The following is a 22204-nucleotide window of genomic DNA, read 5'->3' on the forward strand; positions in this document are numbered from 1 at the left end:
TGGTGGGGTGAGAGCCAGCTGATGCCCAAAAAGTCAACTGTTGATGCCTTATGATTTTTATCAGGAGATCAGTCGGAATCAAATTGATCTCGCTAGGCTTATTCTAGTGCCTTTACGTCAGATCGGGGATGCCCCGCCTGTACCCGCCGCGCCGCTACGGACGGGATCAGGCGCGGCAGGGTTCTTCATACACCAATAATGGGTTGGGCGTACCTACTTTCTAAGGTGTTTGCCGATAAATTCCGAAGGGACCATGCCGAACTGCTTTTCAAAGTTCTTGCTAAAGATCTTTGGCGAGTTGTAGCCCACGATTTCTGAAACCTCGTTGATATTATGTCCTTCGCCCATCAGCTTTGCAGCTTTCTTCAATCGCGTCAGGTTGATCAGGTCGTTCGGCGTCAGATCCGAAATGGCGCTGATCTTCCGGTAGAAGGTCGTGCGGCTCATGTTGAGGTAGCGGGCCAGCCGGTCTACATCCAGCTCCTGTTCCTGCAGGTGTTCTTCGATGATCTGGTTGACGGTTTCCAGGAATTTTTCATCGGCCTTTGTGTGAGCAATTGACTTCAGTTGTGCCACCGGCGAATTAGCAAAGTAATCTTTGATCTTGTTGCGGTTCGCCAGTAAGCTCGCGATCTGCATCTTCAGATGCTTAGGAGAGAAGGGCTTTTCAATATACACATCCGCGCCCAGCTCCAGTCCCTGCAACCTTGCTTTCAGCGTATTTTTTGCCGTCAGCAGCACGCAGGGAAGGTGACTCAGCTCCACATCCGACTTGATGATCCGGCAGAGTTCAAAGCCGTCCATCACCGGCATCATTACGTCGCTCACGATCAGGTCAATCACCTCCCTTCGCAACACTTCAAGCGCCGCCTGCCCGTTCACGGTTTTCTTAACCTCATACGTATCGCAAAGATTACTTTCTATAAAATCCAGGATTTCCCTGTTGTCTTCAACTAATAATATCACGGGTTTCACGGAGATTTGGTTTTAGGGTTTAAAGGAAGCAGCAGCCGGAATACGTTTTTGTCGGTCTCCAGCGGATCCACAGTGAGGCTGCCGTTATGCATTTCGGCCAGCGTACGGCTCAGCACCAGCCCGATGCCCGTGCCCGCCTGGCCTGACGTGTCTTTGATCCGGTAGAAGCTTTCAAATATCTTGTCGCGGTCTTCCGCCGGAATAATGAATCCATCGTTGACAAACCGCACCAGGTAGTAGTTTTCATCTTCCGCATCAGTCAAAGTAATTGTTACAAAGCTTTGTGCATACTTCACCGCATTATCGATCAGGTTATTGAATATTTTGTTCAGGGCTTCTTCGTCTGCCAGCGCCACAATGTCGTCTGCCAGGTCCACGGTATAGTTCAGCTGATGATGATCCGCAATCGGCTTGAACCGGGAAGTAATATCGCCGAGTAGCTCGGAAATATGCACCCGGTCAAAGTTGACGTGAAAGCCGTGCATTTCTATTTTCCTGAAATCAAGTATCTGGTTAGCCAGGTGCATGAGCCGGTCTGCGTTACGGCTCATCAGGTGGAGGTTTTTCGTGATCGGGGCCGATTCATCCACTTCGTCCATAATATTTTCCATCGGGCCCTTGATCAGCGTCAGTGGTGTTTTGATCTCATGCGCTACGTTGGTGAAGAAATCGATCTTGTCTTCATAATGTTCCTTCTCCTTTTCGAAAGCCATTTTCTCCAGTCTTCTTTTCTGGCGTTCTTTAGCCCGGTTAGAAAAAAAGCGGATCACCAGGAAGGTCACCAGCAGCAAGAACAATGTATAAGCCACATAGGCTTGCCATGTCAGCCACAGAGGAGGCAGTATTTCTATGTTTAAACGCGCGAGGTTGCCCGCAACGTCATCCGTATCCATCATGATCTTCACGATGAAGGTGTACTTGCCGGGAGGCAGTTCCGTATAATACGCTTTGCGGTTGCTCAGCAGGTAGTTCCAGTTGTTATCCAGTCCGATCATTTTATAAGCGTACCGGATGCTCGAAGGCGCGTTGTAATCCAGTGCGGCAAAATCAATGCTGAACGTGGATTGATTATAGTTGAGCTGTATATCTTTTGTATAGAGGATAGAAGCCGTAAGTGGTGAATGGTTTTGATTGATGGGAAGCTCTTCATTGTAGATCTGGAATCCGGTAATGTAGATGGGAGGGGAGTAGCTGGGCAGCGGAATCGAATCCGGGTGAAAGCTGATCAGCCCTTTTACACTGCCAAAATACATGTAGCCTCTGTTGTCTCTAAATGCCGAACGGTAATTGAACTGATCGGTCAGCAAACCCCGCGACCTCGTGAAGATCTTTACCTGGTTATTGGCGGGTGTAAAGCGAACCAGGCCTTTCGAGGTGCTCAGCCAAAGGTTCTTCTCATCATCTTCCAGGATCGTATAGATCACATTGGCCGGAAGGTTGTCCTTTGTCGTAAAGATCCTGACCGTGCTGTTGCGGGTGTTCAGCCGGCAAAGACCGCCTTCCGTAGCGAACCATACCAGGTGATCGGTGGTGTGAATGTAATTAATGGTATTGCATGCAATGCTCCGGTTGTTATGGATCGAAAAAAAATATTGCCTGGCTGTATGCCGTTCCGGATCATATTTAAAAAAACCGTTGCCATAAGTGCCGCACCAGATATAGCCGTTGGCATCCTGGCGCAGGGCGCGGTAAAAAGTCTTTGGAAGTGCCTGGATCTGTTCGAAAGCGTTTCGCCGCGGGGAATACATAAAAGCCCCTTTATCGGTACCGGCAATGATCTTTCCCTTTTGGGTATAAATGAGTGCGTCTACATAGTTGCTGCCTATCGAGCTTTCCAGGGTATTGTAGTTGTGCAATCGCCGGCCATCCAGGTTCAGCAGGTCCAGGCCATGGAGATAAGTGCCCGCCCACAAAGAGTCGCCGTGCACCAGCAAGCTTTGCACATTCGAATAAGAGATCGTTTCCTTTTTATCCGCCGGGTTAAAGTTGGTAAACGAGCCGGTAGAAAGATTGAGTTTGTTAAGGCCTGCATTTTCAGTAGCGATCCAGAGCATGTCATGCTGATCCTGCCTGATCTCGCCTACCGCGTAGCCGCTGATAGAACTGCCGCTGGTTTTAGGAAAGTATTTCTTAAACGCCATTTGCTGCTGTGAAAAATAATTGATGCCTCCAAAATAAGTACTGGCCCAGATCCCTCCCTGGCTATCCATAAACAGCGACTGCACAATGTTATCAGACAGCGAGTAGGGGTCTTCATATTTTTTGCCGACATAGTTATAACGGCCGGTAGATAGATCAATGATGTAGATACCGGTCTGGCTGGCGATCCAGTATTCATTCGGTGCGGTTTTCAGGATGTCCATCACGGTGATGTCCGTCCCGTCCGCGTTGTGGGTAAGCATGTTTTTGTAAGTCGAGTGGCGGCTGTCCAGCCATTTAAGTCCTTCATTCGAAGTGCCTACCAGGAACCGGCCGTCGCCGGTTTCGCAGATCGATTGGATGGACCGGGACACAATGGCTTTGGACTGACTGAACAGGTCATATACGTGATCAAAATTCCGGCTCATCTTATTGTAGCGCGCGACCAGCCCCGTTGCTGTGGCGATCCACAGCTCATTGTTCTTAGATAACGTAAAAGCGGTGACTTCTTTAGGGAAATCATAATGACCGAGTTGCCGGGTTTTCATGTTGTAACTATACACCACATACATGTTGATGTAGAAAACGTTGTCGCCCGAAATCGTTACGGCCTGGATGGCGCCGTTTCCCGCCAGCTCCAACTGGCTGAATTTTTCAGTGAGCTCATCAAATATGTACAACCCTTTTTCTGTACCGACCCATATTTTTTTATCGTCAGCTTCGGCCAACGCCACTACCGCATTACTGCCAATCGTAGTCGAGTCCATCGGGTCGTTCCGGAAGATCTTATAAGAAAGGCCGTCAAAGCGATTCAACCCATCCCTGGTGCCGAACCACATAAAGCCCAGTTTATCCTGCATCATACAGAGGACGGCATTATTCGAAAGCCCGTCTTCGACCTGGTAGTGCGTGAAATAATAAGATTGTGAAGAGGCGCTCCCGATACTGCACAACGAGAGGAGGATCCATGCCAAAAGCTTTGCTCTCATATGACTTAATCTGGCAGACAAAATACATAAATAATCACGCATTGTCTTCATCCCGCCACTGGAAAAAAGGGAAAATGAAACAATTAAGGAGATTAATGAAACAAAAAAGTCATGTTATGTTCAGCAAGAGAGGGAACATTGTACCTGGAAAAAAATAACGATTGTTTCGACCCACTAAATCGATTGCTATGATTAAAATTGATAATTACTACCATCAGTTGCCTGATGAAGAACTGTTCCTATTGGTAAAGAAGGACGACAATAAGGCGTTCAATGAATTGTACGAGCGGTATCGCCTCGTGTTAAAAGATAAAGCAGAGAAAATGCTTGAGTCACAGCAGGTGGCCGAAGACATCGTACAGGAGCTGTTTCTGAACCTGTATCACCGGCGCTACCAGATCGATATACAGGTGTCTCTTCGCAGTTACCTGTCAAAAGCGATCAAATTCAGGATCCTTAACGAATTTAGGTCCTGGGGCGTCAGGAGCAGCTATCGCAGGGAAATGAATAGTTTCTATGCGTCAGCTACTGCAGATAATAACTGCTACGACCTGGAGATGAAAGACCTCAATTACAGCATCCAGTCGACCATAGACACATTGCCGGACAAATGTAAAACGGCGTTCCTCTTAAGCCGTAGTGAGGAACTTTCTTACAAGGACATCTCCGGTCATATGGGTATATCCGTGAGCACGGTCGAAAAACATATCAGTAAAGCGCTGAAGATCTTAAAAAGCAACCTGCCTGTTTCTGACTTTTCAATCAATTAAAATATGAGGAATTTATTCAAGAACGCCTTACCCTTGTTGTGTATGGCTTTCAGCCTGTCTGCGGCCGCGCAGAAGCAATTGGTTGACTATGTAAGCACCTTGCAGGGCACCAATTCAAATTGGGGATTGTCCTACGGAAATGTCTATCCCACGATCGCTTTGCCGTTCCCGGTGCATTCCTGGTCGCCCCAAACCGGCAAGAACGGCGACGGCTGGAAGTATACTTACGACGCCACTACTATGAGGGGATTTCAGCAGGTGCATCAGTGCAGCCCCTGGATGGGGGATTATGGCGTATTCTCGCTGATGCCCGTAACCGGAACCCTGAAAGTTAAAGAAGAGGAGCGGGCTTCGGCGTTTCGTCATGAAAACGAAGTGGCGAAACCTTCTTATTATAAAGTCACTTTTCAGAATGGGATCACGACAGAGATCGCTCCCACGGAGCGGGCCGCGCACATGAGGTTTAGCTTCCCGGATGACAAAGCTTTCCTTGTGTTTGACGGCTACACCAAATTCTGCGACGTGACCGTCCTGCCTGAGCAACGCATGCTGACGGGCTATGTTACGAACGGGACTTTCATTCCCCAAGAGTTTAAGAATTACTTTGTGATACAGTTTGATCAGCCTTTTTCCGCATTCGGTACCTGGAGCGGAGCCGGAGACACCGTGTCCGCCGGGCGTTTGTCGCAGCAGGGTGAAAAATGCGGCGCCTACCTCCAGTTCAAAAAAGGAAGTAAAGTGCAGGTGCGGGTCGCCTCATCCTATATCAGCCCGGAGCAGGCCATTCGAAACCTGCAACGGGAGCTTGGCGGTTTTAAAAACTTTAATGATACAAAGCTGGCAGCCGATCGGGTATGGAATGAATTGTTGGGCCGCGTGAAGGTAGAAGGGGGATCAGAAGAAGATAAAGCCACTTTTTACTCGTGTTTATTCCGCGCCAATTTGTTCAGCCATAAATTTTATGATCTTAAAGAAGATGGGCAACCGTATTATTTCAGTCCCTACGACGGTACCATACATGATGGGTATATGTACACGGACAACGGCTTCTGGGACACGTTTCGCGCGCAGTTTCCATTAACCAATATCCTGCATCCCACCATGCAGGGGCGTTACATGCAGTCTTTGCTGGATGCCCAGCAACAATCCGGTTTTTTTCCGACCTGGTCAAATCCGGGTATGTCAGGCGTGATGATCGGTAATCATGCAATATCGCTGCTCACCGATGCGTGGATGAAAGGCATCCGCAACTTCGACCCTGAAGCAGTGCTCAAAGCCTATCTCCACGAGGTCACGAACAAAGGACCCTGGGGTGGTTCCAACGGCAGGGAAGGGCATCAGTATTGGTTCAGCCTCGGTTATATTCCTTTCAAGGAAGTTTCTGAGAGCGGCGCCAAATCGCTGGAGTATGCGTATGATGACTGGTGTGCCTATCAATTGGCAAAGGTAACCGGGCATCAGTTTTATGAAGATATTTTCAAAAGGCAGATCTACAATTACCAGTATGTTTTTGATACGTCAGTAGGCTTTGTAAGAGGCCGCGATAAAGAAGGCAATTGGGTGCCGGAAGATTTTGATCCGGTGGAATGGGGTGATCCGTTCACCGAAGGCAATCCCTGGCAGTGGAGCTGGTCCGTATTTCACGACATCAACGGCCTCATGCGCCTGATGGGTGGCAAAGACCGGTTCAATGCCAAACTGGATAGTTTGTTCAAGGCGCCCAATACCGTAAAATATGGGTCTTACAAACAGGAGATCCACGAGATGAAAGAAATGGTCCTGCAAGGCTTGGGTCAGTATGCGCATGGTAATGAGCCCGTGCAACATGCTGCTTATCTTTACAACTACTCAGGCCAGCCCTGGAAGTCGCAGCGGCAGTTAAGAACCATTATGAAGAAGATCTACAATGCTACGCCCAATGGGTTTCCCGGCGATGAAGACCAGGGCGAAACCTCTTCGTGGTATGTGTTAAGTGCGTTGGGATTATATGCCGTGTGTCCGGGAACTGATCAGTATGTGATCGGAAGTCCGATGTTCAAAAAGATAACCATCACGCTCGAAAATGGAAAGCAGTTTGAGATCCGCGCAAACAACAACAGTGATTCCAATGTATATATCCAATCCGCTAAACTGAATAACCAGGTTTATAACAAGAACTGGATCCGGTACAGCGACATTGCCAATGGCGGCGTGCTGGAGCTGGAAATGAGTGCGCAGCCCAACAAACAAAGAGGTATTGACGCCGATGCAGCGCCGTTCTCGGTATCGTTGGAGGATTAGAGGATGGTTGTTTATATCCACGTTTCCGTAGTTCCGAATTGCCCCGCGACCCGGTCTGACGGTCCACGTCTGACCGTTAGAAACGGAACTCATTTCTGCAATTTGTTCCGACGAAGCACAGCGCAGCCCCCGCCGGGAAGGTACGGACGGTTAGGAATCTCTTTGTGGGAGATTGCTCCGCTCACTCCATTTTATTTCGTTCGGTCGCAATGACGGAGTATAAGAATCTCTCTGCCCGCCGTCGTTCCGAATTGCCCCGCGACCCGGTCTGACGGTCCCCGTCTGACCGTTAAAAACGGAACTCATTTCTGCAATTTGTTCCGACGAAGCACAGCGCAGCCCCCGCCGGGAAGGTACAGACGGTTAGGAATCTCTTTTCGGGAGATTGCTCCGCTCACTCCATTTTATTTCGTTCGGTCGCAATGACGGAGTATAAGAATCCCTCTGCTCGCCGTCGTTCCGAGCGAAGTGAAACGGAGTCGAGGAATCTCGTTTTATAACGTTTCGAGCTACCCATTATCAGGGTTCAAATTGATAGGTCTTGCCGGTTGTCAGGCCTTTAAATTGATCCGTCCTGAAAGGCGCTAAAGGAAGCCCCGAGGGATGGTACAGATCCACTGATACCGGTTGACCGCACCAGAGATAACGTACTGCCAGCGGTGCGGACACCCCGGAACAGCGCACGACCAGCGTGCGTGCATCTTTCAGCTGCGCATCAGCCCAGTGGAAAACACTATCCTGTCCGGCCATCGCAAATCCTTTGATCACGCCATCCTTACTATTACATAACAGATCATTGTCAAAGCGGAGAATAACGCTGTCGCCCACAACCTGTATGGCTTTAAAACAAGGGCTGGTCGTGAACGAGTCCATGTGGTACGCCTTACTTAATGCGGTTATCGCAAGGCGTTCGCCCACCGCCAGCTTGTTGCGCGGGTGAAGATTATCCGATTCCCCGAGGTCTATCGTTACCGCCAGGCCTGTATTAGGCAACTGCAGTGCGGTGGCCTGCGCTTCACGTAGTTCCGCCCACTCGTTGTTTTCCGGCTCACCCGGTGCTTTACCCAGGTTAGGCAACTGTACGACGAGGAAGGGCAGATCTCCCTGTTGAAACGTCTTTCGCCAATCTGTGATCATCAGTGGCAGGAGCTGCGCGTATTCAGCGGCACGGCCGGTATTGGCCTCGCCCTGGTACCAGATAAATCCTTTAACCCCGAAACGGGCCAGCGGTGCAATGTTGGCATTATATAAAATCGTAGGCGTGCCGAATATATAAGCATTAGGAACAAGCGGCTTTTTAAATGTCGATGCATTAACGCTCACGCCTTTGCAGTATTTCCATTCGCCCGCAAAGAACGGGCTCCAGAACATATTATACATGCCGCCTTTTCTACCTGCATCAAACACGCGCACCACAACGATATTATCGCGCGGTTTCAGTATGCTGTCAGGCACAGTGTAGGTGTACATATTCATGTTGCCAAAGCCTTCACCAACCTGGTGGCCATTCACCCAACATATATTATAATCATCCACCTGCCCCAGGCTGACGGTAGCCCGGCCTGAAAAATCTCTTGGCAGGGAATCGAAGCTTCTCCTGAACCATACCGATCCGTCAAAATCCTTCAACTCATGATCCTCCCAATGAGAAGGCTGGTGCATGGTCTGCCAGTGGCTGATATCAGTGTCAGGCCGATACCATTGCTGTTCCAGTCCGGGATCATCCTTCAGATAATAATCCCGGCTCCAGGCTTCGCGGATGTTTTCAAAATCGTCCTTCATGGCCTGCATGCTTTTAGACGGTTTCAGATAGCGGTTGTAAAATGATTCAAACTGCGGCAGAGTCTTTACTGACTGATTGCTCATCCACTCTTCAATAGCGGTAGCGCCCAGGTTGCTGCTGATCAGGCCGACAGGCACGCCCAGGTGGGATTGCAGGTAACTTCCAAAATAAAAGCCAACCGCGCTGAATCCGTTCACCTGCTCGCGGGTAGCCACTTTCCAGCTGCCACCTTTCAGGTCTTCCTGTGGCACAAAATCGGTTCCGATGTCGACGCTGAACAGGCGGATCATGGCATTGTTAAAAGTGGCGGTATCAGGTTGAGGCTTTGACTCTTTTACAGAGAACTGCATGTTACTTTGCCCGCCGCAGATCCATACATCGCCAAATAGTATGTTGTTCAGCTCGATCGTATTTTTTCCGGAGACTAATATATTAAAAGGACCGCCGGCTGGTTGCGCAGGTAATGCGATCTTCCACCTTCCGTTTTTCGCCATGGTACGATACGTTTTGCCTTTAAATGTGACGGTAACCTTTTCCTGCTCATCGGCATAGCCCCAGACACTGCAGGGCTTATCGCGCTGCAGCACCATGTTATCTTGAAACAATACAGGAAGCTTTACATTGGCGTTTACAGAAAGGCAGGAAAGAAGAAAAGCAAGGGCAATCGTATATTTTAAGTTCATCTAAGTACTTTTGAAATATTAACTCGGTATCTGGTAATAAGGTACAGCAACACCGGATTTACCTCTATGCCCCTTTATATTTTTAACACCTGCGCAGGGAGATGGCGGTAACAATCAACTGGCGTGTCATGTACATTGCGGTTGCTGCCTTACAGATGCGTAGGTGTCTACCACAACCTCTAATAGTATGAAGAAAAGAAACGGTTTATTCAGCCTCGTCCTGGCCATCAGCATGAGCGCCTCCGCGCAGCTCCAACTGCCCGCGATCATAAGCGATAGCATGGTGCTGCAGCAACAGTCCGATGCTCCGTTATGGGGCTGGGCTTCGCCCGGGCAACGCGTTGAAGTCACCGGAAGCTGGTCAGGAAAAAAAGTGACCGGTATCGCAGATCAAAATGGTAAATGGATGGTAAAACTGGAAACGCCCAAAGCAGGAGGACCTTATCATATCAATATCAAAACAAACGAAACAAAAACAATCAACGGTGTATTGATTGGTGAAGTATGGATCTGTTCCGGTCAATCCAACATGGAAATGCCGGTCGAAGGCTGGGCTACTGATCCCATTAAAAATTCAGCTATTGAAATTGCCAACGCAGCTTATCCGGATATCCGGCTGTTCACCGTGCAGAAAGCGGTTGCTTTCAGTCCGAAACAAGATGTCACCGGCAACTGGTCTTCCTGTAATCCTTCGTCCGTCCGGTCGTTCAGCGCTACCGCCTATTTCTTCGCCCGAGAATTATACAAACGCCTCAAAGTGCCTGTAGCGCTGATACACACCAGTTGGGGCGGAACCATCGCCGAAGCCTGGACCAGCAAATCTGCCCTGCAAACGATGGGCGATTTCAACAAAGAGCTCGCGCAGATCGATTCTGTAAACGCTAATATGACCTCTATTCTCAGAAGCGACAGCATCGGCAACTTGTCCTGGAAAAAAGCCTTGTCCGACCTGCATCGGAAAGAGATAAGTCTGGATGATAACGCCGGCTGGAAGCCGATGCAATTGCCTACATTCTGGGAGAACGCAGGTCTGCCTGATCTTGATGCCATTGTGTGGTTCAAGCGAACGATTGATATTCCGCAGGAGTGGGCCGGCAAAGAGCTGAAGCTGGATCTGGGCCCGATCGACGACCGCGATATCACCTATTTCAATGGGATGCTGGTCGATAGTACCACCGGTGGTTTTGCCTGGGCAACCGAGCGTCAATACACCATTCCCGGCCACCTCGTGAAAGGGGGTACCAATACGATCAGCATCTGCGTCATCGATGATGGTGGCACGGGAGGCTTATACGGACATAAAGAGAAGCTGAAGATATATCCCGCCACGCAGGCTGCCGAAACCGGTAAAAGCCTCAGTGGTGAGTGGCTGTACAAAGTGGCTGCTGTAAAACCCGCACAGGTACTGAATACCTGGCCCAACCAGCCTTCCGTGTTATACAACGGCATGATCGCCCCGCTGATTCCCTATGCCATCAGGGGCGCCATCTGGTACCAGGGTGAGTCCAACGTGGGCAGGGCAAAACAATACGCAAGCCTGTTTCCGTTGATGATATCAGACTGGAGGCAACGTTGGGGTCAGCCATTTCCTTTTTATTATGTACAGATCGCACCGTTCAATTACGCCGGTGATCATACGCAAGCCGGCGCTTTAAGAGACGCACAAAGGCGGACGCTTGCTTCAAGTCCTCACACAGGAATGGCGGTGACGCTTGATATCGGAACAGCAGATAATATTCATCCTCCCAATAAACAGGATGTAGGCAAACGCTTGTCGCTTTGGGCACTGCATCATACCTACGGATTAAAAGACATTATATACTCAGGCCCTTTATATAAAAGCATGCAGGTGAAAGGTAACCAGGTTCTTATCTCGTTTAGCAACGCGGATAAAGGCTTGCGGTATGATGGCGAATCGCTGAAAGGTTTCGAGCTGAAAGATGCCAACGGATCCTGGAAGCCGGCGATCGCCGTGATAGAGCAGGGCAACGTTGTTCTTTCCAACCCTGAGATCGAAAAACCGGTAGCGGCCAGATATGCTTTTTACGACGACTCGCCGGGCACGCTGTTCAATGGCAGTGGTTTACCGGCCTCTTCTTTCACAACAGAGGCATTGTAACACAAACCGCGACTGACATTTTATAAAATAATCGGATGAAACTTTTCAACATTATTGCTTGCACCTGCCTGATCGGTAGTTGTTTCTCTGCTGCGGCGCAGCGCATTCCCGCTTTCCAACAGGGCGACCGGGTTGTATTTGTCGGTAACAGCATCACCCACGGTGGCCGTTATCATCAGTACATCTGGCTGTATTATATGACGCGTTTTCCGGAACGGCGTATTAAGATCATGAATGCCGGTATCGGCGGGGAAGTGGCCGGGCAGATGTACAAGCGGCTTGAAACTGATGTGTATGCTAAAAAGCCTTCCGTCATTGCATTGACCTTTGGCATGAATGACACGGGCTATTTCGAGTTTCTGCAATCGGACAGCACCAAAAAATCCAGAGAAAGACTGGATCAATCGTATCAATCCTACCTGCGGATCGACTCTTCCTTTAAAAAGCATCCTGAAAGCAAAAAGATCATTATTGCCGGTTCCCCTTATGATGAAACCAGCAAATTCGGACCTGATAATCTGTTCCCCGGTAAAAGTAAAGCCATGCTGGCGACGGCTGAGTTCCAGGAAGCCATTGCCAAAAAGGGCGGCTGGGGCTTTGTCGATTTCACGCGTCCTATGACGACCATCAATCAGCGTGAGCAGGCCAAAGATTCCACTTATACGCTGATCGGGAATGACAGGATCCACCCCGGTGTGGATGGCCATCTGATCATGGCTTACCTGTTCCTCAAAGCACAGGGGCTGCAAGGCCAGCCGGTAGCTGCTATGACCATCAATGTCGCTACATCCAAAACAGAAAAGGCGGATAACTGTACGGTAACGAATATCCGTACAGAAAGCGATGTCCTCCGATTTGATTACCTGGCCCGTGCGTTGCCCTATCCCGTGGACACAATGGCGACAGGCGAATGGAATGCCATGCCAAGGCGCGAAAGTGATGCCATGAAACTCGTGCCCTTTAATGAAGAGCTCAACCAGGAGCTGCTGCAGGTGAAGGGTTTGAGTACCAGCAAGCGCTATGCACTCGATATCGATGGGCAACGCATCGGTGTATGGAGTGGCAGCGATCTGGCATCGGGCATCAACCTCGCCACAGAACGCCGCACACCTCAATATGAGCAGGCAATGATCATCAAAAAACTAAATGAAGAGCGCTGGCAGATCGAGCGACGTTTAAGAGACTATGCCTGGATGCAATATGATTTTTTAGGCGACAAGGGATTGTTGCTGAAAGACGGTTTCGCCTCGATCGACACCATTTACGCGCATATCGACAATCCTTTTGTGAGAGGCAATTTTGATAATTACCTGAAAGCCCGATATCCCCAGGTGCGGGAAGCCTGGCAGCGCGAGATGGACCTGTTGACCGACCACATATACCAGATCAATCAACCCCGCAAACACGAGTTTTACATTCACGCTTTGTAAAGCGGATCGATATTCCGCTGCTGTTTTAAAAGATCATATCAATGACCCGAAACAGGATTATCTTATTTTTTATCGGAAGCATGCTGGCGCAGACCATTGCCGCGCAGGATGCGGGTCCGGCCCGTTACGTGAATCCATTTATCGGCGCCAGTACCAGCGCTGGCAAGGCAGGTATCTATCATGGCTTAGGCAAAACCTTTCCCGGCGCCACTACGCCTTTCGGAATGGTGCAGGTGAGTCCCAACACCATCACCGGGGGTGACAACGGATCGGGATATAGTTATGAGCACACGACCATTGAAGGATTTGCTTTCACACAAATGAGCGGTATTGGCTGGTTTGGCGACCTCGGCAACTTTTTAGTAATGCCCGCCACCGGACCGCTCCGAACGGCCGCAGGAAAACCGGGAGACCCGCCGGGCACCGGCTATCGTTCGGCCTATGACAAAACCAGCGAAAAGGCTTCGGCAGGTTATTACAGTGTCAGGCTTTCTGATCATAATATTCAGGTGGAAGCGACTGCCGCCGCGCATAGCGGCATGTTACGGTTTACTTTTCCGGCCAGCCCCACATCCCGCATCCAGATTGACCTGGCGCGGAGAGTGGGCGGCACTGCTACAAGGCAGTATGTAAAAGTGGTGGATGATCACACCATCCAGGGCTGGATGGAATGCACGCCGCAAGGCGGGGGCTGGGGCAATGGAGATGGCAAAGCCAACTACACGGTATACTTCCATGCCCGGTTTAGCAAACCACTGAACCATACAGGAGTTTGGAGCGCTGATATCCCGGACACGGCCAACCGGAAACGCGAAGCCGTGGAAAGTGATTATTATCAGCAAAGGATTGCCCATGCGGCTATCACTAAAAATATCCGGGAGCAGGAAGGCAAACATCTCGACGTCTACACAGCGTTTCCCACAGCGGCCGGCGAAGAAGTGATCATGAAAGCGGGGATCTCTTTTGTCAGCATGGAAGGGGCGAGAAAGAACCTGGACGCGGAGATCAGTGGTTGGGACTTTGAAGCCACGCGTCAAAAAGCCGTGGCGGCATGGAACAAGGCCTTGAGCGTGATCGATATTGAAGGCGCTTCAGCAGAACAAAAACATGTATTCTATACGGCGTTATATCACACCATGATCGATCCACGTATCGTCACGGATGTGGACGACAATTACAGGGGAGGAGATCAGCAGATCCACCGGTCGGAAGGTTTTAACAAACGTACAATCTTCAGTGGCTGGGATGTGTTCCGCAGCCAGTTTCCACTGCAAACGGTGATCAACCCCGGCCTGGTCAATGATATGATCAACTCGCTCGTGACGCTCGCCGATGAAACGGACAGCGCTTACCTGGAAAGATGGGAGCTGCTCAATGCTTACAGCGGTTGTATGTTGGGCAACCCCGCGGTTGTGGTGCTGGCGGATGCTTATGCGAAAGGTATACGCGGCTATGACCTGGAAAAAGCTTACCGCTATGCTGTCAATACCAATGAAAAATTTGGCAATGCCCGGCTGGGCTATGATCCCGGCAGCATCGCAAAGACACTGGAGTATGCCCATGCGGACTGGTGCCTGGCGCAATTAGCCAGAGGCCTTGGTAAAACAGCAGATGCAGCGCAATTTCAAAGGCGCTCGGGTTACTATAAAAACATTTGGGATTCCAGCCATCAGTGGTTTCGCCCGCGAATGGAATCCGGCGCCTGGGAGCCCTGGCCCGAAACCGGCCGCCTGACCGATTGGTACGGCACTTTCGAAACCAACCCTTATCAACAGGGTTGGTTTGTGCCGCATGATATTCCAGGCATGGTTAGCCTGATGGGCGGCCGGGATAAAGTGATAGCAGATCTTGAAGACTTCTTCAACAAGACACCACGTAACTTCATGTGGAATAGTTATTACAATCACGCCAATGAACCGGTGCATCATGTGCCTTTCCTGTTCAACCGCCTGGGCGTGCCCTGGCTCACACAAAAGTGGACACGTATCATTTGCGACAGCGCGTATCATAATTCCGTTGAGGGATTGGTAGGGAATGAAGACGTGGGGCAGATGAGCGCCTGGTATGTTTTAGCGTCAATCGGGATACATCCGGTATGTCCGGGCAGTACCGCGTTCGAGATCACCAGTCCCTTATTCAGCAAAAGCACGATCCGGCTTCCTGATGGAAAATCGTTTTCTATTATAGCGAAAGACAATAGTGCTTCGAATGTATATATTCAAAGTATGACCTTGAACGGAAGGCCTTATAAAAAAACAAGCATTGATTATTTCGATATTATGAAAGGCGGCCGCCTGGAACTCACCATGGCGGACCAACCTCCTAAATCATCTTCAAACCGTGGCAAATAAAAGAATAGGATTAGGAGTAGATGTGGGCGGATCCCACATCACTTCTGCGTTAGTGGATCTTAACACCAACGAGCTCGTACCGGGCTCCCGTTTTCGGGGTATGGTCAATGCCAAAGGATCGCTTGATGAAATCGTAGCGGCGTGGATAGGGGTGCTGAATCAATCCATCGCGATCAGTGAGCATCCCGTTGCAAAAGTGGGCATCGCCATGCCGGGACCTTTTGATTATGAAAACGGGATCAGTCTTATCAGGGGTAATGACAAGTATGATGCGTTGTACGGCGTCAACATCAAGCACCTGATATCCGATCTCTTGTCGCTGTCACCCGAAGCCATTTGCTTTTCCAATGATGCCGGTTGTTTTTTAAAAGGAGAGATCAGCTCTCAGCAAGGTGCTGCCTACAACCGTGTGATCGGGTTGACGCTGGGCACCGGACTGGGTACGGCTTTGTTTAAAGACAACCGGGCGGCAGATGCCAATCGCTGGTGTATGCCGTTTATAGACGGCATTGCCGAAGAATATATTTCCACTCGCTGGTTCACCAACCGGTTTTATGAGCTCACGAGTAAGCAGATCGCAGGAGTAAAAGAACTCACCGACCTGTATAATGCGGATGCATGTATCCCGGGGATCTTTGAAGAGTTCGCACAAAACCTGAGCCTGTTCCTTTCGATATGCGTCAAAGAAGACGAGCCTGAACTTATTGTATTGGGCGGCAATATTGCAAAGGCGAACCAGTTCTTTTTGCCCCGGCTGCAGGCCTTACTGCAGTTGAACGGCATCTATATCCCGCTGCAGCTGGCGACGAGGGGAGAAGACGCTCCGATCATCGGGGCGTTGGTATAGCAGATGGGCATTTGCCGGATTGGAAGCAGGTCGGACCGTTTATCCTATGGTCTGGCGGTTCCCTAAACGACCGTCATGGTGAGCGCCTGCCCGGCCCGCAAGGACGGGTAGCGTAGCGGAGTCCCCGCCGGGATGAATCCGTTCGGACGGGGAACCATCTCTTGTTGTTCCGGAGATTCCCCGACTCCGTTTCACTTCGCTCGGAACGACGGCGAGCAGAGAGATTCTTATACTCCGTCATTGCGACCGAACGAAATAAAATCGAGTGAGCGGAGCAATCTCCCACAAAGAGATTCCGCCCCGTCTGGGCGGGGCGCTTTGCTGCTTTACGGTGCTAATGACGTATTATTTAAGAGCATATAAATCAATTTTTATCTATCAATCGCTCCATCATTGATTTTGCAGAACTTTAGCAGGACAGGCGGCAGCAGACCCTTAACTCAAAAAGAAAGGACATTTTACCGCTGCGAATTATTGCCGCAGGCAACTTTGCGAACTTAACAGGTAAGAACAGGCAACATTCTTCGCGCTCTTTGCGGTAAAATTCGCAGCTTTGATTCACACGTCATGCCCCAATGATTTTGCTAGCAAGTACTTTAGTCGGAACAACGGAAAACAAGGTTTCGTTTTCAGCGGTCAGACGGGGACCGTCAGACCGGGTCGCGGAGTTTCCCCTCATCCAATTATCATAGCAACCCAATTTATCTTCCTGAAAGGTTCTTTACCTACCGCCCTGGCGGATGCTATAATTTGAAGGTATTAGTCCCGGGTTGAAGCGGGTAGGTCTTTTGTTTCCATATCAATGTACCGGTCGTGTTTGGCGGCAGCTGGATTGAGATCTGCCATTTACCCTTTTTTAGCTGGTACGATGTGGCCACTTTGCCTTCAGGGTGCGGTATCGAACCGCTGATATCAGTTATGTCGCCCAGGTGTGGCTCCACTTTTACTTTTTTAAATCCCGGTGCATCGCTGTCGATGCCTAACACGATCCGGAAAAATTCTATGTTCGGACTGCTACCCCACGCATGGCAATCAGAGCGGGTTTTATAAAGGTCCGGCTCTTCGGCCCAGGTCGTCAATCCCATCCTGATATTGTCGCGCCAGGTATCCAGCCATTTCACATAATCATTTCCAAGACCGCCTTTCACCAGGGCCTGGTGCAGATAATACTTGAAGTAGATTGTGCATTGCGTCAACGTCGAATCCTGCAGCAACCGTCGGCTGAACGCCGGTCGATCGTTTTCCTGAACCATATTTGTCAGCAAAGCCAGCGAATTGGCATGTTGAGAGAAATGACGCTTCTCTTCTGTATCCCCATATAATTGCCGTTGACTGTCCCAGTACTTTTTCCGGATGGTTTCCTGCAGCCGCTGTGCTTTTGCCGCATAGATCCGCGCCTGCTCCTGCGAACCGATAGCCGCTTCCATAGTGCCGGCCCATTGATAAGCGCTCAGCAATTGAAAATCAAAGACCGCTGAATTGCCGCCGGGGCCTTTGGGTGGTGCGCCCATGGACCAGTCTACACCGGGAGACCAGTCTACAAAGGTCCAGTAGGGCATATGTCCCAATGATCCGTCGGCCATTTCATATTTACTGAAGAAATCAAGGATCGCTCGGGCGCCCGTCAGTTTTCCTTTGAGAAAATCAGGGTCGTTCCGATACATCCAATAATCATACAACAGGCCGATATACCAGAGCGAGAATGTAGAGATGACCTGCGTGGTGCGGGTAGGATACCGGCTCAGGGTCACACCTTCCGGCAAGCGGGATTGGTCCATCAGGTCAAGCGCATAGCGGGCCAGGCGGTCATCACCGCTGTAGTAATAAGAGATCATCGCCTGGATCCGTGTATCACCGATATATTGCAGCTGCTCGTAATAAGGGCAATCCGTGTATGTTTCATAAGCATTGAGGCGCGCCGTGCGCCAGCCGATATCCAGTATCTGCCTGATCTCGCGATCCCCTGTATTCAATCGCGCCACCTGTTCAAAAGGATAAGCCGTAAAGGTGCCGTAGAGGCTGTCAATCGTTAAAGGCTCATCTTCCGTGCGCACCACCAGGCGCAGGTAACGAAAGGTTCTGAAGTTAAAAGGTGTAAAGGCCTGATGCGGCTGACCGTTAGATACCAGCGTATCTTTCAGTCCGCGGAATTCTTTTCCCTTCACTTCGTCGCGGTGTCCTTTTCCGGAACCCTTGCTATCAGAATGGGTATAAAGTGCTTCGGCATAACTCATGGACAAACCTGCTTTTTGTCCGCCACTAAAGACCAGTGTAGGGTAGGCATTCGTTTCATAGGTCTGGTCCAATAAAATAGTCACCTGCTGATGCGCCGGGATGGTGAGCGGGAAAACGGATTTGGAAGCGCCCGGTGCCTGCTTCATGCCCGAGATCTCGCGCACGACTGTGATGGGTTGGTAGGTCATCTCCCGTGGCGGAAGCGGTGACGGCACCAGCATATAACCAAACCCGTCTGAAAGTCCTTTCGGCTGACCGCCAAACAGGTGAACCGCCGCTTCCCATTTTTGATCGTCAAAACCAGGTCGGGACCATCCTGTTACCTGTTTGTTCATGTCGACAAACTGCCCGTTGACCGCTACAAAGCCGCCCCAGACGGGCTCATAAGAAAGATCGCGGGTACTTTTCCAGGAGTTGTTGGTGTTGATCATGTATTCTTTTTCAGTTGCTCCCTGCATGATGAAAGCGGCCCGCAGCGAGAGCTTCCATTCCGGCCGGTAATTCGATTCGTTCCAAACTACGGCGGCGATGCAATTGCGACCTTGTTTTAAGTAATGTGCGAGATCGATGGTCTCATAATTCCAGTTGTAAAAAGTACCCCGCGCAGGGCCCACGGATACCAGCTGATCGTTGACATATAACTTGTAACCGTTATCGGCTGACACATATACGGGAAAAGAGCTGCGGGCATCTTCCAGTATGATTTCTTTTCTGAAATAATATACCCCGTACCCGTCGCCGTTACCCGGCGTGTTCGCCGTGCCGATCCATTGGGCATTCCAAGGCTTTGTGGTACCATTAGCGCCGGGCTGACTAAATACAGTTAAGCTCGTAAATAAAAGGCTGATGATAGCCGGGAATAAATATTTCATATGTGAAAATCGTTTAATCGTAATGCGATCTGTCAGGGTCTATTTCAGGATGACCCTGAGTGTCTTCAGGCCGAAAGCCGGCATGGTGGTCGTAATCGTACGACCGGTCAGGGGGGCCGATGTCTCTTTGCTGCCGTCCAGTGCAATCCAGTCGGCTGATTGCACCGGAAGGTTAAGCCGTATCTTCTTTGTTCCTTCTTCTCCGCGGGCATTGTAAAACCTGGCAGTGAGCGTATCTCCATGAAGATTGCAGGAAGTAAGCTCCAGTCCTGTTCCTGATACGTCGATAAGCGATGTGATAGCCGACGACTGCTGTCCTTTCATCACCAGCAGCGGCTCGCCGATTCTCATTGCCTCCTTGTTCAGATCCTGCTGCCGCCAATCGCCTTCATGCGGAAGAATGGCATAACGTATCCTGCTCACGCCCTGAAGCTGGTAGGTGCCATCCCATAAGCCTTTGCCACTGTAGGCCATGGTAAGGGACAGCGGATAATCCGGTCCGTAGGAATAGCTGCTGGTATGGTCGGTAAAGAGCGCTACACCACTGTTGCTGCTGCTATCGTACAGATCTGCCCAACGGTAAATAATGTTGTTTTTAATGTCGTCCCAGCGATGGAAGAAGGTATGTTCGAGGCCGCTTTTAGTCACGTCAAAAGGCGCGTCTTTATAGAGTTGTGCCTTATTCAAAGACACCGGAAAAGACAGGTTCAGCTTGGCAGTATCGACATAAAACGCTTTGTAAGGGTCTTTGCTGTTGTAACCGCCGTGTTGCGCATGGGCGTCGCCGATTCCCTCGTTGTTCGTCCAATGGACGGCTGTTTCAAAATCGATACGCGGCTCGCCATTCGTCAGGGTGATGTATTGCACAAAATGATGTGCGCCCAGCTGGCCGGCTATTTTAATTTTTTTTCTGATCGGACCGTTCTCTACAACCGTGATCTCATTCTTTTGATCAGCAGAGGAAATCATTTTTCCCTGGTCATAGAAAAAGCCTTTGATCTCATTGAATTTCCTGGTGGAAGCCTTGTCAATGATATCTTTATCAGTTCGTTTAGCGACCAGGCTTTTGATGGTGCCGGTGACCGGGTCGAGCGTCAACGTGTACAGGTCCGTTTCGAACGAATGGGTTTTGTCGGCATTGGCGGCGGGTTGACGATCGGGCGCGTCGGTTGGCGTAGTTTGAATACGATAGGTGCGGGCGCTGGTTGCGGGTATATCTGCCGGAAAGAGCCATTCCACTGAGTCCGATCCGGCGCTTTGAATGATTTGAACCGGAACCTGCCGGCCTCCGCTCGTCAGGCTGATGTTGCCTTTGGCGGCACCCGAAGCTAACCGGATACTGACTATTTCTTTGCGATGAACGCCGGAAGTGTTAATAACCGTAATGCTTTTTTCGTCCGGGCGCACTAATTGCTGTTGGCTTTCCCGGATGATCGCATCCGCCAGCCGGTTGCTGGTTTCCAGCCATCGCATGGCGCGTCCATACCAATACAGCGGAACGATCCAGCAGTCATGATGTTGTGCCAGCAGCAGGTTGCGCCAGGCTTCATCTATCCGTTGGGCGGGTCTTTGATAACCCGCATATCGTTGTGCCAGCGCGCTCAGCTTTTCTGCCTGGATCAATTTCTGTTCCGTGGCGCGGACGCCCTGCGCGATCTGTTGCAGCCGCTGCGAGCCCCACATCAGGCTCACCTGTATGTCTTCCTGGCTCACGCGCCAATCCTCTTGCGGCTGACCGGCTACCTGGCTGAAATATTGATACCAGGTCATGTATTTCGTTGTTCCCTGATGTTTGCCCAGCCAGGGACCTGTTTTCCAGCCGGCGTCCTGTAGACACATGCCTACGGGGTTTTCAATGCCTTGCCTTTTGCTTGCTGAAAAGAACGCTGCTGAATTGGTCCAGGCGGCCGTCTGCCAGGTAGAAAAATCCACCAGCTCTTCCGACGTGTAGCGCGGCACTGTCGGAATACTGGTGCCATCGGGGCCCACCCAGTTCAACAGCTCACCGCCAAAGGCCCTGGTGTAGCCACCCCAGCAGGTATTGGGATTTTTCAATGACGCATATTTAAAACCGAATGATTTCAGGATCATCGGCAAGGCACTTGTGAAGCAAGGTTCTTCGGAAGAATAGGTGTCAAACCGGGCAGCCGGAAAATGTTCCCTGGTCTTTTTGATACCATATTCAAAATGACGGATGATACTTTCACCAGACACGTTGAAAAAATAGCTTTGCCCGTAAGCGGGGTTGACAAATTCGATCCTGCTGTTCATCGGAGATTGCTGTTCGTAAAAGGCTTTAAACCGCCGGTAGGCCTCGGGGTATCTGGCCTTCACGCTATCCCAGGTTTCCGGCTCTATTTCCAGGTTGATATTCCAGTCTTTTTTTTGATCCAGTTGCTGTAGGATAAAATCCGTAAAATTTTTAGGATAATGACCATAAATACCGCCATGATAGCCGTCGACAAAATAGGTGTTTTGCGCCCTCATATCTGTCGCAGCGCAAAAAAGCAGGATCACTGTTTGAAGTAACAGCCGTGCAAAGGTTTTCAGCCATGTACTGTTTTGCTTGAAGCCCGTCCGGTGGCTATCAGTCGGGAAAGGATAGGAGGCAGTGATAAAGAGAGAATGATAATTCGTACTTCGTTTCATATGAAGGTATACTCTTGAATACGGTCACGCTCATGCTTTGATCCCTCTATTTCCCGGGGCATTTTTTCGGGAAAATGAACGG

11 protein-coding genes are annotated in these 22204 nt (G+C 50.2%); 6 read left to right on the plus strand and 5 right to left on the minus strand.

Features of this window, described 5'->3' with window-relative positions:
• Positions 1-213: 213 nt before the first annotated feature.
• Together ACU37H_RS00565 and ACU37H_RS00570 are read right to left on the minus strand one after the other, a co-directional pair.
• Entirely contained in the window at positions 214-975 is a 762-nt protein-coding gene (locus tag ACU37H_RS00565; protein ID WP_472702403.1) for a response regulator transcription factor, read from the minus strand.
• Entirely contained in the window at positions 972-4103 is a 3132-nt protein-coding gene (locus ACU37H_RS00570; RefSeq protein WP_472702404.1) for a ligand-binding sensor domain-containing protein, read from the minus strand. Before ACU37H_RS00570 ends, ACU37H_RS00565 begins: the two co-directional genes overlap by 4 nt.
• A 188-nt stretch (positions 4104-4291) precedes the next feature.
• On the opposite strand from ACU37H_RS00570, the gene ACU37H_RS00575 reads away from it, so the two are divergent.
• Together ACU37H_RS00575 and ACU37H_RS00580 are read left to right on the plus strand one after the other, a co-directional pair.
• Entirely contained in the window at positions 4292-4873 is a 582-nt protein-coding gene (locus ACU37H_RS00575; protein WP_472702405.1) for an RNA polymerase sigma-70 factor, read from the plus strand.
• A gap of 3 nt (positions 4874-4876) precedes the next feature.
• Positions 4877-7153 (plus strand): GH92 family glycosyl hydrolase, encoded by a 2277-nt coding sequence (locus ACU37H_RS00580; RefSeq protein WP_472702406.1) that lies wholly within the window; start codon positions 4877-4879, stop codon positions 7151-7153.
• 519 nt (positions 7154-7672) lie between these two features.
• Here ACU37H_RS00580 and ACU37H_RS00585 read toward each other — a convergent pair.
• On the minus strand, positions 7673-9619 hold the full coding sequence (locus ACU37H_RS00585) for a sialate O-acetylesterase (RefSeq protein WP_472702407.1): 1947 nt from the start codon (positions 9617-9619) through the stop codon (positions 7673-7675).
• A gap of 187 nt (positions 9620-9806) precedes the next feature.
• Between ACU37H_RS00585 and ACU37H_RS00590 the strand changes: the two genes are divergently transcribed.
• The 4 genes from ACU37H_RS00590 to ACU37H_RS00605 are packed head-to-tail and all read left to right on the plus strand — an operon-like array spanning position 9807 to position 16366.
• Positions 9807-11738, plus strand: a complete 1932-nt coding sequence (locus ACU37H_RS00590; RefSeq protein WP_472702408.1) for a sialate O-acetylesterase — start codon at positions 9807-9809, stop codon at positions 11736-11738.
• A 35-nt stretch (positions 11739-11773) separates the two neighbouring features.
• Entirely contained in the window at positions 11774-13168 is a 1395-nt protein-coding gene (locus ACU37H_RS00595; RefSeq protein WP_472702409.1) for an SGNH/GDSL hydrolase family protein, read from the plus strand.
• A 41-nt stretch (positions 13169-13209) separates the two neighbouring features.
• On the plus strand, positions 13210-15519 hold the full coding sequence (locus ACU37H_RS00600) for a GH92 family glycosyl hydrolase (protein ID WP_472702410.1): 2310 nt from the start codon (positions 13210-13212) through the stop codon (positions 15517-15519).
• Positions 15509-16366, plus strand: a complete 858-nt coding sequence (locus tag ACU37H_RS00605) for an ROK family protein (protein WP_472702411.1) — start codon at positions 15509-15511, stop codon at positions 16364-16366. The genes ACU37H_RS00600 and ACU37H_RS00605 overlap by 11 nt, the downstream gene beginning before the upstream one ends.
• 743 nt (positions 16367-17109) lie before the next feature.
• On the opposite strand, the gene ACU37H_RS00610 is transcribed toward ACU37H_RS00605, so the two are convergent.
• Together ACU37H_RS00610 and ACU37H_RS00615 are read right to left on the minus strand one after the other, a co-directional pair.
• Positions 17110-19473, minus strand: a complete 2364-nt coding sequence (locus ACU37H_RS00610) for an alpha-L-rhamnosidase-related protein (protein WP_472702412.1) — start codon at positions 19471-19473, stop codon at positions 17110-17112.
• Between the two features lie 39 nt (positions 19474-19512).
• Complete coding sequence (locus ACU37H_RS00615; protein ID WP_472702413.1) at positions 19513-22122, minus strand: glycoside hydrolase family 38 C-terminal domain-containing protein; 2610 nt, start codon at positions 22120-22122, stop codon at positions 19513-19515.
• Between the last annotated feature and the right edge of the window lie 82 nt (positions 22123-22204).

The sequence above is a fragment of the Niabella sp. ZPM-14 genome (assembly GCF_055693045.2).

What these genes read in the sequence shown, in the direction of transcription:
- ACU37H_RS00570 (WP_472702404.1), bottom strand. Translation starts at nt 4,103, where the DNA reads ATGAGAGCAAAGCTTTTGGCATGGATCCTCCTCTCGTTGTGCAGTATC.
- ACU37H_RS00575 (WP_472702405.1), top strand. Translation starts at nt 4,292, where the DNA reads ATGATTAAAATTGATAATTACTACCATCAGTTGCCTGATGAAGAACTG.
- ACU37H_RS00580 (WP_472702406.1), top strand. Translation starts at nt 4,877, where the DNA reads ATGAGGAATTTATTCAAGAACGCCTTACCCTTGTTGTGTATGGCTTTC.
- ACU37H_RS00585 (WP_472702407.1), bottom strand. Translation starts at nt 9,619, where the DNA reads ATGAACTTAAAATATACGATTGCCCTTGCTTTTCTTCTTTCCTGCCTT.
- ACU37H_RS00590 (WP_472702408.1), top strand. Translation starts at nt 9,807, where the DNA reads ATGAAGAAAAGAAACGGTTTATTCAGCCTCGTCCTGGCCATCAGCATG.
- ACU37H_RS00595 (WP_472702409.1), top strand. Translation starts at nt 11,774, where the DNA reads ATGAAACTTTTCAACATTATTGCTTGCACCTGCCTGATCGGTAGTTGT.
- ACU37H_RS00600 (WP_472702410.1), top strand. Translation starts at nt 13,210, where the DNA reads ATGACCCGAAACAGGATTATCTTATTTTTTATCGGAAGCATGCTGGCG.
- ACU37H_RS00610 (WP_472702412.1), bottom strand. Translation starts at nt 19,473, where the DNA reads ATGAAATATTTATTCCCGGCTATCATCAGCCTTTTATTTACGAGCTTA.
- ACU37H_RS00615 (WP_472702413.1), bottom strand. Translation starts at nt 22,122, where the DNA reads ATGAAACGAAGTACGAATTATCATTCTCTCTTTATCACTGCCTCCTAT.